The sequence below is a fragment of the Peribacillus sp. NPDC096540 genome, assembly GCF_050278525.1.
Lineage (GTDB): Bacteria > Bacillota > Bacilli > Bacillales > DSM-1321 > Peribacillus.
Genome location: NZ_JBNNTG010000017.1, coordinates 1 through 15931 on the forward strand (window position 1 = coordinate 1; position 15931 = coordinate 15931).

A 15931-nucleotide genomic window follows, 5' to 3' on the forward strand; every position below is an offset into this window, starting at 1 on the left:
GCATGGTATGCGTTGGACCACTTTAAGGGGACTTAAAAAAATGTCGATGCAGGCGATGCTTACTTTCGCTGCCATGAATTTAAAGAGGATGGCCAATTGGACATGGCAAGGTCTAAGAATGGCTTAAATAGTGGGCTCGTAGAGGCCCAATCTCTTAATCTTGAACAAAATTCAAAGGGAATTTCAAAAGGGGGCCGGAATTAAAACATTCCGAACCCCTTTTGTCTACAAACTGAAGCTCGCTCACCAATTTCGGTGAACGAGCTTTTTTTTATTATCATTATTTATCAACATTCGTACGCACGACGATTACATCGCAGTTTGAATGACGAACGATGCCTTCTGACACACTGCCGATCAAGAAACGTTCGACAGCATTAAGGCCTGTTGCACCGCATACAATTAAATCGATCGTATGTTTTTTTGCTAAATCTCTTGGAATTTGAACTTTAGGAGAACCATAGGCTACTTCAGTTTGGACGTTTGCAATCCCGGATGCAATGGCTTCCGTTTTATACTTTTCCAATAGTTCATTGGCAAAGGTTTCAGAGCGATCACGGATAGTCATATCATAAGCTTCAATAGTAGGGAAATTCCTTGTGTCCACGATATGTGCAAGCACAAGGGTCGCGTCACTGAGTTTTGCTAAATAGATTGCCTTTTTTAAGGCCCACTCTGCTTCTTCCGAACCGTCCACTGCTACTAGAATATTTTTATAATCTATACTATTCATAGTGAATCTCCTCCTTCTATTTCATTCTTATTATATAATGATTTACCAGGTGAAACTTGTCTCAATTGTAACAAATTAGCGAATGTTTCATTTGTGCTATCTTAAGATTTGCAGGCTCTTTGGATATTTCGTCAAAACTTCACAGCCTGTATCGGTGATATACAGATCATCTTCGATCCTGACCCCTGCAACATTTGGAACATATATACCTGGTTCAATCGTATAAACCATTCCTGATTGCAGTTTGAGAGAATTCGTTTCCGTTAAGGACGGATATTCATGGACGCTGATGCCGAGTCCGTGACCGAGGCGGTGCGGGAAGTATTCACCATATCCTTGATTTCTGATAATATTTCTGGCTGTCAAGTCAATCTCCGAACAGGAAACACCAGGTTTACTGGCTGTAACCGCAGCTTCTTGAGCTTTTCTTACCGTTTCATAGATATCTGCTTGTTTATCATTGATGTCACCGTAAGCAACAGTTCTTGTGATGTCAGAGCAGTATCCTTCAAAGACGACGCCTAAGTCAAAGAGGACAAGGTCGCCACGCTGAACTTTCGTAATCCCAGGTGTGCCATGAGGAGAAGCGCCATTTTTACCTGTCAGGACCATGGTAGAGAATGACATTTCGCTTACTCCAGCCTTTTTCATTTCGAATTCAATAGCCGCGAGGATCTCCATTTCCGTTTTACCCTCATGGATTTCATTGACACCCACTTCGATTGCAACGTCAGCGAGACGACATGCTTCACGGATTTTGACCATTTCACCTTCTGATTTGATCATCCGCATCCTTTGAAGTTTTTCTTCAGCTGAAACGAGTTTTGGTGCTCCGAAGTGATGTTGGACCTTTTCATAGCGTTCTACATTCATATGCTCTTTTTCAATAGCCATTTTATTTATGGTTAACCCGCGATTCACCACTGCTTGCTTAACTTTTTCCCATGGATTTTCAATATCGGTATAACCGATGATATCCCCATTCCATCCAGCATGTTTAGCATCCGGAACTTCCATCTGCGGGCAGACTAGGAATGGGTCGGCATTTGCAAAAATGGCAAGTGCAAGCAGTCTTTCATGAGGATCACTAAAGAACCCGCTTAAATAGAAGATGCTCTCTGTGGATGTAAGTAATGCTGCTTCAACCTCATTGGCCTGAAGCCAATTTTGTAGTTCTGTCAAACGTTCATTCATGACGATACCTCCATTAATAAGATATAATTACCTTAGCAATATTTAAAAGTATAGTAAATGGGAAAGGCCTAATAAGGCTATTAAAAATTAGTGGTATGGGAAGGGAGTATCAGAAATGAAAGTATCTTTTCATGGACATGCAATTGTAAAAGTTGAAACGAAAGGTAAAACAATTTTATTTGACCCGTTTATTACAGGAAATGAATTAACGGATTTGAAGGTAGAAGATGTGAAACCGGATGTGATTATCTTAACACATGGTCATAATGACCACGTTGGTGACACGGTTGAATTAGCGAAGAAGCATGATGCACTTGTCATCGGCATTGCCGAAATTGCCGACTATTTAGGAGCTCAAGGCGTTCGGACCCACGGAATGAGCATCGGTGGTGCATTCGAGTTTGAATTTGGAAAAGTGAAACTGACACCAGCTTTCCATGGAACAGGTTTCAGTACAGAGGATGGCCAAATCATATATTTAGGGATGCCAGCCGGCGTATTACTTACTGCAGAAGGAAAAACAATCTATCATGCAGGTGATACAGCGGTTTATTCTGACATGAAACTGATAGGCAAACGACATCCAATTGACTTGGCATTTCTGCCAATCGGCGACAATTACACCATGGGGCCTGAGGACGCAGCACTTGCAGCGGAATTCCTTCAGGCCAAGCAAGTCGTGCCGATTCATTACAATACTTTCCCTGTCATTAAACAGGATCCGAACAAATTCATTGACTTGCTTGAAGAGGAAAATGGACTAGTCATGAAAGTCGGAGATGAAATCGAATTATAAGAGGAACGGGAGCCTGCAGGGGCTCCCGTTTTTATATGAGTGAAAATTAGCCGAATGGATGGTTACGGAATTAGGTATTAGATAATATCAGTATCAAAAAAGGAGCTGGAGAGAATAATCTGAAATTAACTGGAAGTGCTCAGGATGTTTTATCATAATAATAATAATAATAATAATTTTATATTTGAGCAGAAGTCATGAACATAAGGAGAAATTAAACCTAGTTCATTCACAAATGAGTCAAGATTCTTTTTTTCTTTTGCAGGCATAAAATGAATAGATGGAAAAAAGGAGGGATTGGATGAAACAGAGGTTATTGTTGTGTCTGCTTTTGTGCGGGGTGATGCTGTATTATGCGGTGCCGCGTCTGTCGCTTGAAAGCGGCGGTTTGGAGAGCCTGTTTGCTGGATCTTGGTTGTTGTTTGCGCTATTGGCGGTAGCTGGAAACTTGACGGGGATTCTATATTCACCTAAAAAACACAAAGCAAAACGGAAGATGGAATACAAAAGGTTACGTCAATATTAGTAGTAGTTTGATAAACTAGGCTCTTTGACCTTATAATGGAGAATAGGAATACCGTGAAAAGGGTGAAGCGCTTGGCTACAAAGCATGAACAAATATTAAAACATATCGATGGACTGCCTGTTGGCGAAAAGATTTCCGTCCGCCAAATTGCCAAAGCATTGAATGTAAGTGAAGGTACGGCATATCGAGCTATTAAAGAGGCAGAGAATCAAGGCTATGTAAGTTCCATTGAGCGGGTCGGTACGATTCGTATTGAGAAAAAGAAAAAAGAAAATATTGAAAAGCTCACGTTCGCTGAGGTAGTTAATATTGTAGACGGACAAGTTCTAGGTGGGAAAACGGGTCTTCATAAGACATTAAATAAATTTGTCATCGGGGCGATGAAGCTGGATGCAATGATGAGATATACAGGTGCAGGAAATCTGCTGATTGTAGGGAACCGTACCCAGGCCCATGAGCAAGCGTTAAAAGCGGGGGCAGCAGTGCTGATTACCGGTGGTTTCGATACTGAAGAACCTGTTAAAAAATTAGCCGATGAATTGGAAATGCCAGTCATTTCTACGAGTTATGATACATTTACCGTAGCAACCATGATCAACAGGGCGATTTATGACCAATTGATTAAAAAGGAAATTTTGTTGGTAGAGGATATTTTGACTCCTGTTCAAGAAACGACCTTTTTAACAGTAGGTGACCGGGTTCAGACTTGGCATGAACTTAATCAGAAATCAGGGCACAGCCGTTTCCCTGTTGTTGATGAGAATATGAAGGTTCAAGGTATGGTCACATCAAAAGATATTATGGGTCAGGAAGAATTAACACTCATTGAAAAGGTGATGACGAAAAATCCAATGACCGTAGGCGATAAGATGAGTGTCGCTTCTTCTGCCCATATGATGGTGTGGGAAGGCATCGAGTTAATTCCAGTCGTAAACGACAGTCATATTCTAAAGGGAATAGTGAGCAGGCAGGATGTACTGAAGGCACTGCAAATGAGTCAAAGGCAGCCACAGGTGGGCGAAACGATTGACGATACGATTACGAGTCAGCTTGTTATGACTTCAAATCGCGGGAAGGGCGAGGAAGTGTATAACTATGGCGTCACTCCGCAAATGACCAATTATCTTGGGACCATTTCAAGCGGAGTTTTCACGACTTTGGTTACCGATTCAGCAAACCGGGCACTTAGAAGCTATAAGCGTGGTGACTTAGTCGTTGAAAATATGACAATTTACTTCATCAAGCCAGTCCAGATCGACAGTACGCTTGAAATCCATCCGCGAGTTCTTGATGTTGGACGTAAATTCGGAAAAGTAGATGTTGAGGTGTTTAACCAAGGCAAACTTGTCGGTAAGGCAATGCTAACTTGCCAATTGCTCGATCGTTCGTAAAAAAAATAAATCAAAAAGGATAATCGAATTCGATTATCCTTTTTGATTTGCAGCTTCTTCAATCGCATGCGGGAGGTAAAATTTATACATTTTATATCCTCCCCAGATGCTGAATACTCCGACGAAGATGAAAACGGCAGAGATGATATAAGTTGTTGTCGTGTGGAATAGAAAAAGCTGATTGACTCCGAATAGAGAAACAAAAGCACCGAGGGCAATGGAAGACTTTCCAGAAATCCACTTTTTCTCCATCGGCATTTTTGTACGCACCGATTTAATTTTATAAAACAAATAGACCCCTAGTGAAAGAACAATCAAGGTGACAAGAATAGGCATTGTTAATAATTCCCCCAATTTAACATATGTACCTTATTATTGTAGCGGGAAACTTAGTAGAATGCCACCGTAAACAAGATGACTCTTCCTATTTCTCCGATTTTTTGATTAAATAAAATATATCATCTTTATATTAAGCACGATAATACATATATAGAAGGAGATTTATATGAAAGCTGAGATCTTAGCAGATATTAAGCGTTACGATACTATTATTATCCATCGTCATGTCCGTCCGGATCCGGATGCTTATGGTTCCCAAGGGGGACTGGCGGAAATTCTGAAAGCATCTTTCCCTGAAAAACAAATTTTCACGGTTGGGAAAGAGGAACCATCATTGAATTATTTAAGAAGGCTCGATGTGATTTCAGATGAAACCTATCAAGGTGCTTTGGTCATTGTGTGTGATACCGCAAATACAGACCGGATTTGTGATAGACGTTACACGACGGGAGATAAATTAATTAAGATTGATCATCATCCTAACGAAGATCCATATGGCGATATGCGTTGGGTCGATACATCATCAAGTTCTACGAGTGAAATGATTTATGAATTTTATCAGTTCGGTAAAGACCAAGGCTTGAGAATGAGTGATGAAGCAGCCCGTCTTTTGTATGCAGGTATCGTTGGCGATACAGGTCGTTTCCTATTCCAAAGCACGACTGAAAAGACATTTGCCTATGCCAGTGAATTGATTCACTATTCGTTCTCCCGCCCGCAATTATATCAGGAGATGTATGACGTCAATGAAAGCATTGTCAGGTTGAATGGCTATGTGCTGCAGCATTTTGAGATCCTTCCATATGGCACGGGGAAAATGATCATCACAAAAGATATACTAGAAAAATTCCATGCTTCGACATCAGAGGCCTCTCAGCTCGTCTCCTCGCTTGGTTCGATTAAAAACGTGAAATCATGGGTCTTTTTCATCGAAGAGGAAAAAGAAATCCGAGTTCGTTTCCGTTCCAAAGGGCCAATCATCAATACGATTGCCCGGAAATATAACGGCGGAGGCCATCCGCTTGCAGCAGGGGCTTCCATCTATTCTTGGGATGAAGTGGACAATATTCTTGCTGATTTAGAAGAGTTGAATAAAGCAGAATAAAAAACAGTAAATAGTTTTATTTTACTGAGCAATAATTGAATAACATTTAAAGACCAAATCACATGTGGATTTGGTCTTTATTTTGGTGGATATTTAAAATTGGATTCATCATTCACCTACCAAACAGACGTACAGAATCATTTTCGTCTTCATATTAAGAACTAGTCCTCTTTAGTTTGATTTCAATATTCATTTTCGTATAAAACATGATTTCAACGACTTCAAGAGTATAACGCTTTTTATTAATATTCACGATTTTATTTTCAATTGATTTTTTCAACAGCATTTTTCCGTTATAAACGCTTACGACATCCTTGGCGAGAAGAGAGGAGAGGTCATCTTCTATCACATCCTCTGCTTCAGCGACACTAAGTTGATCGAGACTGTATATTTTTCCATTCGTAATGGTTACTTCCACTTCTTGAATCGTTAAAATCTCTTCGTTTTGCTGGTTTAATTTTTTATACTCATGCTCCCAGATCCCAATTTTTTCGTTCAAATCCTTGATCTTTTCTCTTTGGTCATGAATGATCCGTATCTGTGTTTCTTGCTGAACCCCGTACATATAAAAGAAGATCACCCAGCTGAGCAATCCCCCAAGTGCAGCTCCAGCAAAAAAACGCTGCCAGGTGGGGGACCGGTGATATGGAGGAATCCTCATGATGAAATATGCTCCTGAGTGAACCAGTTGATGATCAGCGCTCCTGTCTGTGCTCCGGCAAGTGCGGAAAGAATCAATAGAACTTGTTTGACGATGTCCTTCGTTTCACCGTGGAAAATTCCTCGTTCAAAATTATAGACCATATCAAAAGTTCCGCCGATGGCAGCGACAATCGCCCAAATGCGCAGGCTGTCTGATAATCGAAACACAGTCGTCATTGGGGCTTGTCCCGTGAAAAAAGCAGCCAGCCCACCGATTATCGACCCGCCAAGCAAAACTCCTAGCGATATGAAAAAACTGTTGATAAATGCCGGAACAAAGGCTTCATTCATGTATCATCATCCTTTTGGCTTTATATTCTTCTACTCTATTTATATGGGAAGTACTGAGGTAATATGATAGTCGGGCAAAATCAAGGTATGAAAAGATACTGGCAATGAGAACATATTTTCTTTTTTTGAAATAAACACTATAATGAAAAGAAACATGCCTTACAAAGGTGGGAGAAAAAACGTGTATACTCATCTCCATATTCAGAGCGGATACAGCCTGCTGACAAGTACGGTGAAAATCAGTGAACTAGTGGCCAAAGCGAAAGCGGATGGCTGTACAAGTCTTGCTTTAACCGATCGAAATGTTATGTACGGTTCGGTCTATTTTTATAAAGAATGTAAGAGACAGGGGATAAAGCCGATTATCGGCATTCTTGCAGATGTTCTTGATGAACAGGAAGCGGCACATCGCCTTCTTTTATTAGCAAAAAATCTTCAAGGATATCAAAATCTGCTTAAAATAAGCAGTGCCATTAAAACAAAATCTCCGTCAGGACTTCCAATGAACTGGCTTAAAGCCTATTCACGGGGATTAATAGCCATCTCGCCAGGAGCGGAGGGACAAGTAGAAACCCTTCTGAGGGAAGAAAAGCCGGTAGAGGCTCAAAAGGCAGCGGAACAATTTCTTCAGATTTTTGGCCAAGATAACTTTTATGTTTCCATTCAAAGACTTTCAATTGCAGAAGAAGAGAAACAAAACGAAGCCATCAGTCTGTTGGCGAAAGAATTAGAGATAAAGATTGTAGCGACGAATCCAGTCTATTATTTGAATGAAAGTGATGCACTCGCTCAAGAAGTGCTGCTGGCCATCGGAAATGGTGACAAGCTTGCAGATGAGACACGGACGGTGCTTGCATCCAAGCAGTTTTATTTAAAAAGTCGAGCTGAGATGGCAGAATTATTCCATGACAGGCCGGATGCACTCGAAAATACGCTCCATGTTGCCACGCAATGCAATCTCGATATTCCGTTTCATCGTTCCCTGCTGCCTAAGTACCCTACTGAAGCTGGAGTTACGGCTGAAGAAATGCTTGAGGCCGTCTGTTTCCAAGGATTAAAGAAAAGACTGTCTGAACCATCCGCCCATTACGAAGAGCGCCTTCGGTATGAACTGGATGTTATTAATAAGATGAAATTCAGCGATTACTTTTTAATCGTATGGGACTTCATGAAATTCGCCAAGGACAATCAGATTTTGACCGGCCCTGGAAGGGGATCAGCCGCAGGTTCGATGGTTGCATACGTATTATCAATAACGGATGTCGATCCGATGGAACATTCCCTTCTGTTTGAGCGTTTTCTGAATCCAGAGCGAGTGTCGATGCCGGATATCGATATTGATTTTCCTGATAACCGTCGCGAAGAAGTGATTGCCTATGTCGCGAAAAAGTACGGGGAATTTCATGTAGCACAAATCATTACATTCGGAACATTGGCAGCCAAAGCTGCGTTGCGTGACACTGGGCGTGTGTTCGGCTTGAATCCGAAGGAGCAGGAAGCTATATCGAAAATGATTCCGGGTCGGCTCGGCATCACGCTTCCTGAAGCTTTCAATGAATCCAAGCGTCTTCAGGAATTTGTTAATGCAAGTGACCTAAATCAGAAGCTATTTCAAACAGCATTATTGCTTGAAGGACTCCCTCGTCATACTTCGACCCATGCGGCCGGCGTCGTCATCAGCGACCAGGCTTTGACCGAGCATATCCCGATTCAAGGAGGGCATGAGGGCATCCATCTGGCCCAATATCCGATGGACATCCTAGAGGAACTAGGGCTTCTTAAAATGGATTTTCTAGGACTTCGTAATTTAACGCTCATTGATAATATTTTAAAAAACATCAAAAAAGGAACCGGGAAAAAGCTGGATTTGGCCAACATACCGATGGATGATCCTGAGACGTTATCTCTGTTAGGCCGAGGTGAAACAACCGGTGTGTTTCAATTTGAATCTGATGGTATCCGGAAGGTTTTAATCAAGCTGAAACCGAACCGTTTTGAGGATATTGTCGCGGTCAATGCTTTGTACCGTCCAGGCCCGATGGAAAACATTCCGCTGTTTATCGAGCGGAAACATGGATTAACGCCAATTGACTACCTGCACCCAGATTTGAAGGATATCCTTGAACCTACATACGGAGTCATCGTTTATCAAGAACAAATTATGAAAATTGCATCTCGACTTGCTGGATTCTCACTTGGGGAAGCTGACCTATTACGCCGGGCTGTCTCGAAGAAGAAGAAGGAAGTTCTCGACCAAGAGCGGCAGCATTTTGTAAGTGGTGCTTTGAAACAAGGATATTCTGAGAAAACGGCTGAAGAAATTTATACGTTAATTGTTCGCTTTGCTAACTATGGATTCAACCGGAGTCATGCAGTGGCTTATAGTGTCATAGCCTATCAACTAGGTTACTTAAAAACCTATTATCCAGAATATTTTATGGCAGCCCTTATGACATCGGTTGTTGGGAATGATGAAAAGATTTCCCAATATGCCCGTGAAGCCAAAAAGAATGGGATTAAGGTTCTGCCTCCTTCTATTAATCAAAGTGGATTCCCATTTTTACCAGAAAAGGAAGGGGTCCGTTTTAGCCTTGGAGCAATCAAAGGAATAGGCGGTACAGTTTTAAAAGAAATATTTGCTGCAAGAAGACAAAAGAAATTCGCTGATTTATTCGATTTCTGTTTGCGAGTTTCTGGAAAAATTGTCAATCGAAAAGTGTTGGAGGCGCTTGTTCATTCAGGCTCATTTGATGAATTCGGGGAAGACCGTGCTACATTATTAGCGAGTTTGGACGTAGCTATCAGCCATACCGAATTGGTTAATCCAGACGATGATTTATTTAATATGTTTTCGGATGGGGAGTTTTCACTCAAACCAAAATATAACCATGTCGACCCTATTCCCGTTGAAGACAAACTTTCCTTGGAAAAAAGTGTCCTGGGGCTATATCTTTCAAATCATCCAGTGACAAGCTACAGAGATCTTTTTCAGTATTTCGGTTGCTTAACCATTGATGAAGCAACTAATAAAAAAGAGTCAAAAGTTCTGCTCGGAGTATATATAACAGCTGTTAAAACTATTAGAACAAAAAAAGGCGATGTTATGGCCTTTTTGACCGTTAGTGATGAAGAGGGGGACATTGAAGCAGTCGTGTTCCCAAATGTGTATAAAAACCATTCTGCTTTCTTGAATCACGGGCAGCTTGTTATGCTTAAAGGAACATTGGAAGAGCGGGATGGGAAAACCCAGCTCATTATCCAATATGTATACCCGCTTGAACAAGTGAAAAAGATGAAACAGGGAATAAATGGAACACTATTCTTGAAAATTGAAGCTGAAAAGCAAACAAAGGATACTCTTCAAAAAATAAAAAAAATTTTAATGCAGCATAGTGGTGAAACGAAGGTCATGCTTTTTTATGAGCGGGAAAATCGCTATGTACAGCTATCATATTGGGATTGGGTCAGCCCTACGGACAGTTTAATTCAGGCATTATTTGACATTGTCGGAAAAGGGAATGTAGTGTATAAGAGAGAATAACTGTTTTACAACTTTAATAGATGTGTTATATTGAAAACAGGCCGCTGTGGTCTGACCACTAGATTTCAGCATATATAGTTTTCGGTTTGACCAATTCGTTTTAGGAGTGAAAATATGACATTAAGAGAAGAAGCATTACATATGCATCGCTTGAATCAAGGAAAGTTAGAAACAGTTTCAAAGGTACCGGTTAGGAATGCCGAAGACTTAAGCTTGGCTTATTCTCCTGGTGTTGCGGAACCGTGTAAAGAAATTTACGAGAAGCCAGAAACTGTTTATGACTATACGATGAAAGGGAATACAGTGGCTGTCATTTCTGATGGAACGGCTGTGTTGGGGCTTGGAAACATTGGCCCAGAAGCTGCTTTGCCAGTTATGGAAGGTAAAGCCGTTTTATTTAAGAGTTTTGCAGGAGTCGACTCTTTTCCAATTTGTTTAAAAACGACAGAAGTGGATAAAATTGTAGAGACTGTTAAATTACTTGAGCCTACATTCGGCGGAGTGAACTTAGAGGACATTGCCGCACCGAATTGTTTTGAAATTGAAGAACGGCTTAAGAAAGAAATGAATATCCCTGTTTTTCATGATGATCAGCATGGGACAGCAATTGTAACTGTTGCCGGTCTTGTAAATGCTTTACGCCTTGTAAATAAATCAATATCAGAAATTAAAGTGGTAGCAAATGGAGCCGGTGCTGCTGGCATTGCAATCATTAAATTGCTTTATAGCTATGGAGTACGTGACATTATTATGTGTGACACAAAAGGCGCCATTTATGAGGGCCGTGCGTTAGGCATGAATGAGATAAAAGAACAAGTGGCCAAAGTAACCAATAGAGATAAGGTTGAAGGATCTCTAGAAGTAGTTATTCAAAATGCGGATGTCTTTGTCGGTGTTTCTGCAGCCGGCGCGTTAACCAAAGAAATGGTTTCCACAATGAACCGGGATGCAATCATTTTCGCTATGGCTAATCCTGATCCGGAAATCATGCCGGGAGAAGCGAAAGAAGCTGGTGCCAAGGTAGTTGGGACAGGACGTTCGGATTTTCCAAACCAGGTTAATAACGTTCTTGCCTTCCCTGGAATCTTCCGTGGAGCTTTAGATGTACGTGCGACACATATCAATGAAAAAATGAAGGTAGCCGCTGTTCAGGCAATAGCCGGTTTAATACAAGAACATGAGCTTCACGAAGACTACGTTATTCCTGCTCCTTTTGATGAAAGAGTAGCACCTGCCGTCGCGGCTGCTGTGGCAAAGGCAGCGATGGAAACGGGAGTGGCGAGAATTCAAGTAAATCCAGAAGAAATTAAAGAAAAAACAAGAAAATTAGCGATCATTGGAAAAAGTGAGGAATAATAAATTTGGCGGATCGAACTTCTTCATCCAAAATTTATCTCGATGTAGTTGAGAGCCTACGTAGCATGATTGAAGCGGACAGCCTTTTACCAGGAGATAAAATTCCTTCTGAACGGGAGTTATCGGATCGACTGAATGTAGGTCGTTCCTCTGTCCGTGAAGCATTGCGTGCCTTAGAGCTATTAGGATTGATAGAAACAAGACGTGGTGAAGGGACTTTTATCAGGGATTTCCAGGAGCATAAGTTAGTAGAGCTTCTGGGAACCTTTTTTTTGCAAGACAAAAAGGTACAAGAAGATTTAGCTGAGACGAAAAGATTGATTGAAATTGACTGTTTACGAATTGTAGCCTTTTTCGCTACAGCTGAAGACATCAAACGATTAATCGCCTGGGTCAAAGCTGATGAGTTTCTTGATGACGAATTCTTCTTAAGAATTGCCATATTAAATCGTAATCGATTGCTGGAAAGAATTTGGCGCATAGTCAACAGCTATGCAAGAACATCAGAGTTGGTACTGGGTAAAACGAAGAAAGAAGATTATCTTGCATTACTTACATATTTGCTCGAACGAGATGAAGAAAAAGCCATTGAAACGTATCTAATTAGAATTAGAAATATGTCGAAGGACGAGTGACACCTTTTTACACGATACTAATTTTATTTTTGATATAGTTTGGACCAAGTATCATAATATAGATAATTGGTGGTAAAGGGAGGATTAAGCTTGCTTAAAGAGCTATTTGCGAAGTCTAAGAAGAAATATGCAACGGTTCCTTTAGATCGGGAGAAACAAGATGTACCAGAAGGAATTATGACTAAATGCCCCGGCTGTAAAAAAATCATGTATACAAAAGAATTAGTTAAAAATGAGAAAGTCTGTCTGCATTGCGGATTCCATCATTCGATGTCATCTCATGAGCGGATTGAATCTTTATTTGATGCCGGTAGTTTTAATGAATTTGATAAAGAAATGATTTCAGTAAACCCTCTTCAGTTTCCAGATTATCTGGAGAAGTTGGAAAAGGATAAAAAGAAAGCCAAGATTAATGAAGCAGTGGTCACAGGGGTAGGAAGCATAAATGGGTATCAAGTTTCCACGGCTATCATGGATTCCAATTTTCGGATGGGAAGTATGGGCTCTGTCGTTGGTGAAAAAATTACCCGGGCGATTGAACGGGCTGGAGAATTGAAGATTCCGTTTATCATATTTACAGCATCAGGCGGCGCGCGGATGCAGGAAGGTGTTCTTAGCTTGATGCAGATGGCTAAGACAAGTGCTGCTCTTAAGATTTTCAGTAATGAAGGCGGTCTGATTATTTCGATGATGACACATCCTACTACAGGCGGAGTTTCAGCAAGTTTTGCGTCCCTTGGGGATATTAACCTTGCTGAACCTGGAGCCTTAATTGGCTTTGCAGGACGTCGAATCATTGAACAGACGATTCATGAAGAGCTTCCTGAAGATTTCCAAACATCTGAATTTTTGATGAAGCATGGGCAATTAGATGCGGTAGTTAAACGTACGGAATTAAAAGAAACATTGACAACAATCCTTAAAATCCATGCCCCGGGTGGTGAATGGTTATGATTTACGAATTAGAGTTTGAACGTCCTGTTACAGATCTTCGAAGTAAGATTAAAGAGCTGAAGGAAATAACGAAGGATGCGGATGTAGATCTGACAGTTGAAATCGAAACTTTGGAAAAACGTCTCGAGAAGTTAGAAGTGGATATTTATAATCATTTAAAACCATGGGATCGTGTACAGATTGCTCGACATCCGGCCCGTCCAACAACGCTTGATTACATTCCGCTTTTATTTAATGACTTCATTGAGTTTCACGGTGATCGTTATTATGGGGATGATGAGGCAATTGTGGCTGGAATCGCCGAGTTTGAAGGACGAGCCGTGACCATCATCGGTCATCAGCGGGGGAAGGATACGAAGGAAAATATTCGTCGTAACTTTGGTATGCCCCATCCAGAAGGCTATCGAAAAGCTTTGCGTCTAATGAAACAGGCTGAAAAATTCAATCGTCCGATTATTTGTTTCATAGATACGAAGGGGGCTTTCCCGGGTAAAGCGGCAGAAGAGCGTGGACAGAGTGAGGCCATTGCGAAAAACCTTTTTGAAATGGCAGGACTGAAGGTGCCAGTTATCAGTATTGTTATCGGTGAAGGGGGCAGTGGTGGTGCTTTGGCTCTCGGAGTTGGAGATCGAATTTTCATGTTAGAGAATTCAACGTACTCAGTAATCTCTCCTGAAGGGGCTGCAGCTTTGCTTTGGAAGGATGCTTCCCAGGCTAAACGGGCCGCGGAATCAATGCAAATTACGGCGCCTGACTTAAATCGCTTAGGGGTTATTGATGAAATTATTCCTGAAGTGAAAGGCGGCGCCCATCGAGATGCTAATGTACAGGCTGAAGCCATAAAGGATATTCTGAAACGTTCATTTAACGAGCTGCTTCCTTTGAATAGCGATGAACTGATCAATCAACGTTATATGAAATTTAAGAAAATTGGTGAATATGAATTTGAAAAACAACCAGAGGGGAAACCTAAGGAAGTTGAACAGCATTCATAAGCATTAGCAAATGAAAAAAACGTGCTGCCAAGGGCAACACGTTTTTTTCAGCCTTACTTGGGAAGCATATACACATCAATCTTATTCAAACGAGTACCATATAAATAGCTGTTTGAGCGAAGAATCCAAATTTTTACGCCATATTACTTCAATTTCTGAAGAGAATCGGTTAGGCTTAAAACATCAAGTAAGCATAAGTGAAACAGTCATTGCTTATTGAAGATAGAAAAAGGGTAGAATTAATAACGAAAGGTAAAATGAGCTTAATTTTGATTAGTGCTGTAGAGAGGTGACAATAATGAAAAGAATAGGTGTATTAACCAGTGGAGGAGATTCTCCAGGTATGAACCCGGCAGTCCGAGCTGTTGTCCGGAAGGCGATTTTTCATGAGATGGAGGTCTTCGGAATTTATCATGGCTATCAAGGTCTGATAAATGGAGATATAAGGAAACTTGAACTTGGGTCGGTCGGTGATATCATTCATCGCGGCGGTACAATGCTACATACAGCTCGCTGTCCGGAATTTAAGACTGAGGAAGGTCAGCTAAAAGCTATTGAACAATTGAATAAGTTTGGTATTGAGGGCATTGTTATTATAGGTGGAGATGGTTCCTACCGAGGAGCGAAGGCATTAACTGAAAGAGGCTTTCCATGTATCGGGGTTCCTGGAACGATTGATAATGATATTCCGGGAACAGATTTTACAATTGGTTTTGATACGGCCCTAAACACGGTAATCGATGCTATCGATAAAATTCGGGATACAGCAACTTCTCATGAAAGAACTTATGTGGTTGAAGTTATGGGAAGAAATGCGGGCGATATTGCTCTTTGGGCAGGTCTTGCTGGCGGAGCAGAAACGATTCTATGTCCTGAATATAAATACGATATGGAAGAAATGATTGGAAAGTTGAACCGTGGACATGACCGAGGGAAAAAGCATAGTATTATCATTGTCGCTGAAGGTGTTGGAAGTGCCGTTGATATTTCCAGACAAATTGAAGCAAAAGCAGGTTTTGAAACACGTGTTACAGTTCTTGGCCATGTGCAGCGAGGCGGATCTCCCACAGCAATTGATCGAGTGTTGGCAAGCCGACTCGGAGCACGGGCTGTAGAATTGCTTCTTGAAGGCAAAGGCGGTAAGGCAGTCGGGATAGAACAAAATATACTAGTTGATTATGATATCATCGAAGCACTTGCGAAAGAGCATACAATTGACAAGAAAATGTACGATCTATCCGCAGAGTTATCAATTTAATTGGTACTGTTTTAGGTTTAATTAAAAAAATCAGTGCTGAGAAAGTATTCCAAAATTAGAAAAAGTAAGCTTATAATTACTACGCCCTGTCTGCCAAAAGGTGGACAGTCGGCGA

Annotated in this window: 16 protein-coding genes; 11 read left to right on the plus strand and 5 right to left on the minus strand. The window is 41.1% G+C overall.

From position 1 onward, the window contains the following. A partial coding sequence (locus tag ACQKMR_RS15270) for a transposase (RefSeq protein WP_427698147.1) occupies nucleotides 1-127 on the plus strand: 127 nt, incomplete at its 5' end. Between the two features lie 153 nt (nucleotides 128-280). Here the strand turns inward: ACQKMR_RS15270 and ACQKMR_RS15275 are convergent. Both ACQKMR_RS15275 and ACQKMR_RS15280 read right to left on the minus strand, forming a co-directional pair. Further along, nucleotides 281-733 carry a universal stress protein gene (locus ACQKMR_RS15275; RefSeq protein WP_427698055.1) on the minus strand — a complete coding sequence of 151 codons (453 nt, stop codon included), beginning with the start codon at nucleotides 731-733 and terminating at the stop codon, nucleotides 281-283. A gap of 96 nt (nucleotides 734-829) precedes the next feature. Then, nucleotides 830-1927: a M24 family metallopeptidase gene (locus ACQKMR_RS15280; RefSeq protein WP_427698056.1), complete on the minus strand. Its 1098-nt coding sequence runs from the start codon at nucleotides 1925-1927 to the stop codon at nucleotides 830-832. A gap of 115 nt (nucleotides 1928-2042) precedes the next feature. On the opposite strand from ACQKMR_RS15280, the gene ACQKMR_RS15285 reads away from it, so the two are divergent. The 3 genes from ACQKMR_RS15285 to ACQKMR_RS15295 all read left to right on the plus strand — a co-directional run bounded on the left by ACQKMR_RS15285 (nucleotide 2043) and on the right by ACQKMR_RS15295 (nucleotide 4640). Further along, the gene (locus ACQKMR_RS15285) at nucleotides 2043-2723 is read left to right on the plus strand and encodes a metal-dependent hydrolase (protein WP_427698057.1); all 681 of its coding nucleotides are present in this window, start codon (nucleotides 2043-2045) and stop codon (nucleotides 2721-2723) included. Nucleotides 2724-3024: 301 nt separating this feature from the next. After that, entirely contained in the window at nucleotides 3025-3249 is a 225-nt protein-coding gene (locus ACQKMR_RS15290) for a hypothetical protein (RefSeq protein WP_427698058.1), read from the plus strand. A 71-nt stretch (nucleotides 3250-3320) separates the two neighbouring features. Next, nucleotides 3321-4640, plus strand: a complete 1320-nt coding sequence (locus tag ACQKMR_RS15295; RefSeq protein ID WP_427698059.1) for a DRTGG domain-containing protein — start codon at nucleotides 3321-3323, stop codon at nucleotides 4638-4640. 33 nt (nucleotides 4641-4673) lie between these two features. Here ACQKMR_RS15295 and ACQKMR_RS15300 read toward each other — a convergent pair whose 3' ends face one another. Then, entirely contained in the window at nucleotides 4674-4976 is a 303-nt protein-coding gene (locus ACQKMR_RS15300; protein ID WP_053347284.1) for a YtpI family protein, read from the minus strand. A 169-nt stretch (nucleotides 4977-5145) separates the two neighbouring features. On the opposite strand from ACQKMR_RS15300, the gene ACQKMR_RS15305 reads away from it, so the two are divergent. Continuing rightward, nucleotides 5146-6084 carry a DHH family phosphoesterase gene (locus ACQKMR_RS15305; protein ID WP_427698060.1) on the plus strand — a complete coding sequence of 313 codons (939 nt, stop codon included), beginning with the start codon at nucleotides 5146-5148 and terminating at the stop codon, nucleotides 6082-6084. A 154-nt stretch (nucleotides 6085-6238) separates the two neighbouring features. Here the strand turns inward: ACQKMR_RS15305 and ytrI are convergent, their stop codons facing one another. Both ytrI and ACQKMR_RS15315 read right to left on the minus strand, forming a co-directional pair. Next, nucleotides 6239-6745 carry a sporulation membrane protein YtrI gene (ytrI, locus tag ACQKMR_RS15310; protein WP_427698061.1) on the minus strand — a complete coding sequence of 169 codons (507 nt, stop codon included), beginning with the start codon at nucleotides 6743-6745 and terminating at the stop codon, nucleotides 6239-6241. After that, entirely contained in the window at nucleotides 6742-7077 is a 336-nt protein-coding gene (locus tag ACQKMR_RS15315; protein ID WP_427698062.1) for a YtrH family sporulation protein, read from the minus strand. The genes ytrI and ACQKMR_RS15315 overlap by 4 nt, the downstream gene beginning before the upstream one ends. A 181-nt stretch (nucleotides 7078-7258) precedes the next feature. On the opposite strand from ACQKMR_RS15315, the gene dnaE reads away from it, so the two are divergent. The 6 genes from dnaE to pfkA all read left to right on the plus strand — a co-directional run bounded on the left by dnaE (nucleotide 7259) and on the right by pfkA (nucleotide 15816). Then, on the plus strand, nucleotides 7259-10618 hold the full coding sequence (gene dnaE / locus ACQKMR_RS15320) for a DNA polymerase III subunit alpha (RefSeq protein ID WP_427698063.1): 3360 nt from the start codon (nucleotides 7259-7261) through the stop codon (nucleotides 10616-10618). A 114-nt stretch (nucleotides 10619-10732) separates the two neighbouring features. Beyond that, nucleotides 10733-11974 carry an NAD(P)-dependent malic enzyme gene (locus ACQKMR_RS15325; RefSeq protein WP_427698064.1) on the plus strand — a complete coding sequence of 414 codons (1242 nt, stop codon included), beginning with the start codon at nucleotides 10733-10735 and terminating at the stop codon, nucleotides 11972-11974. Between the two features lie 5 nt (nucleotides 11975-11979). Then, entirely contained in the window at nucleotides 11980-12609 is a 630-nt protein-coding gene (locus tag ACQKMR_RS15330; RefSeq protein WP_427698065.1) for a FadR/GntR family transcriptional regulator, read from the plus strand. Nucleotides 12610-12699: 90 nt separating this feature from the next. After that, nucleotides 12700-13563: an acetyl-CoA carboxylase, carboxyltransferase subunit beta gene (gene accD, locus ACQKMR_RS15335; protein WP_427698066.1), complete on the plus strand. Its 864-nt coding sequence runs from the start codon at nucleotides 12700-12702 to the stop codon at nucleotides 13561-13563. Then, the gene (gene accA / locus ACQKMR_RS15340; protein WP_427698067.1) at nucleotides 13560-14558 is read left to right on the plus strand and encodes an acetyl-CoA carboxylase carboxyl transferase subunit alpha; all 999 of its coding nucleotides are present in this window, start codon (nucleotides 13560-13562) and stop codon (nucleotides 14556-14558) included. The genes accD and accA overlap by 4 nt, the downstream gene beginning before the upstream one ends. 298 nt (nucleotides 14559-14856) lie before the next feature. Next, complete coding sequence (gene pfkA, locus ACQKMR_RS15345) at nucleotides 14857-15816, plus strand: 6-phosphofructokinase (protein ID WP_427698068.1); 960 nt, start codon at nucleotides 14857-14859, stop codon at nucleotides 15814-15816. Nucleotides 15817-15931: the final 115 nt, after the last annotated feature.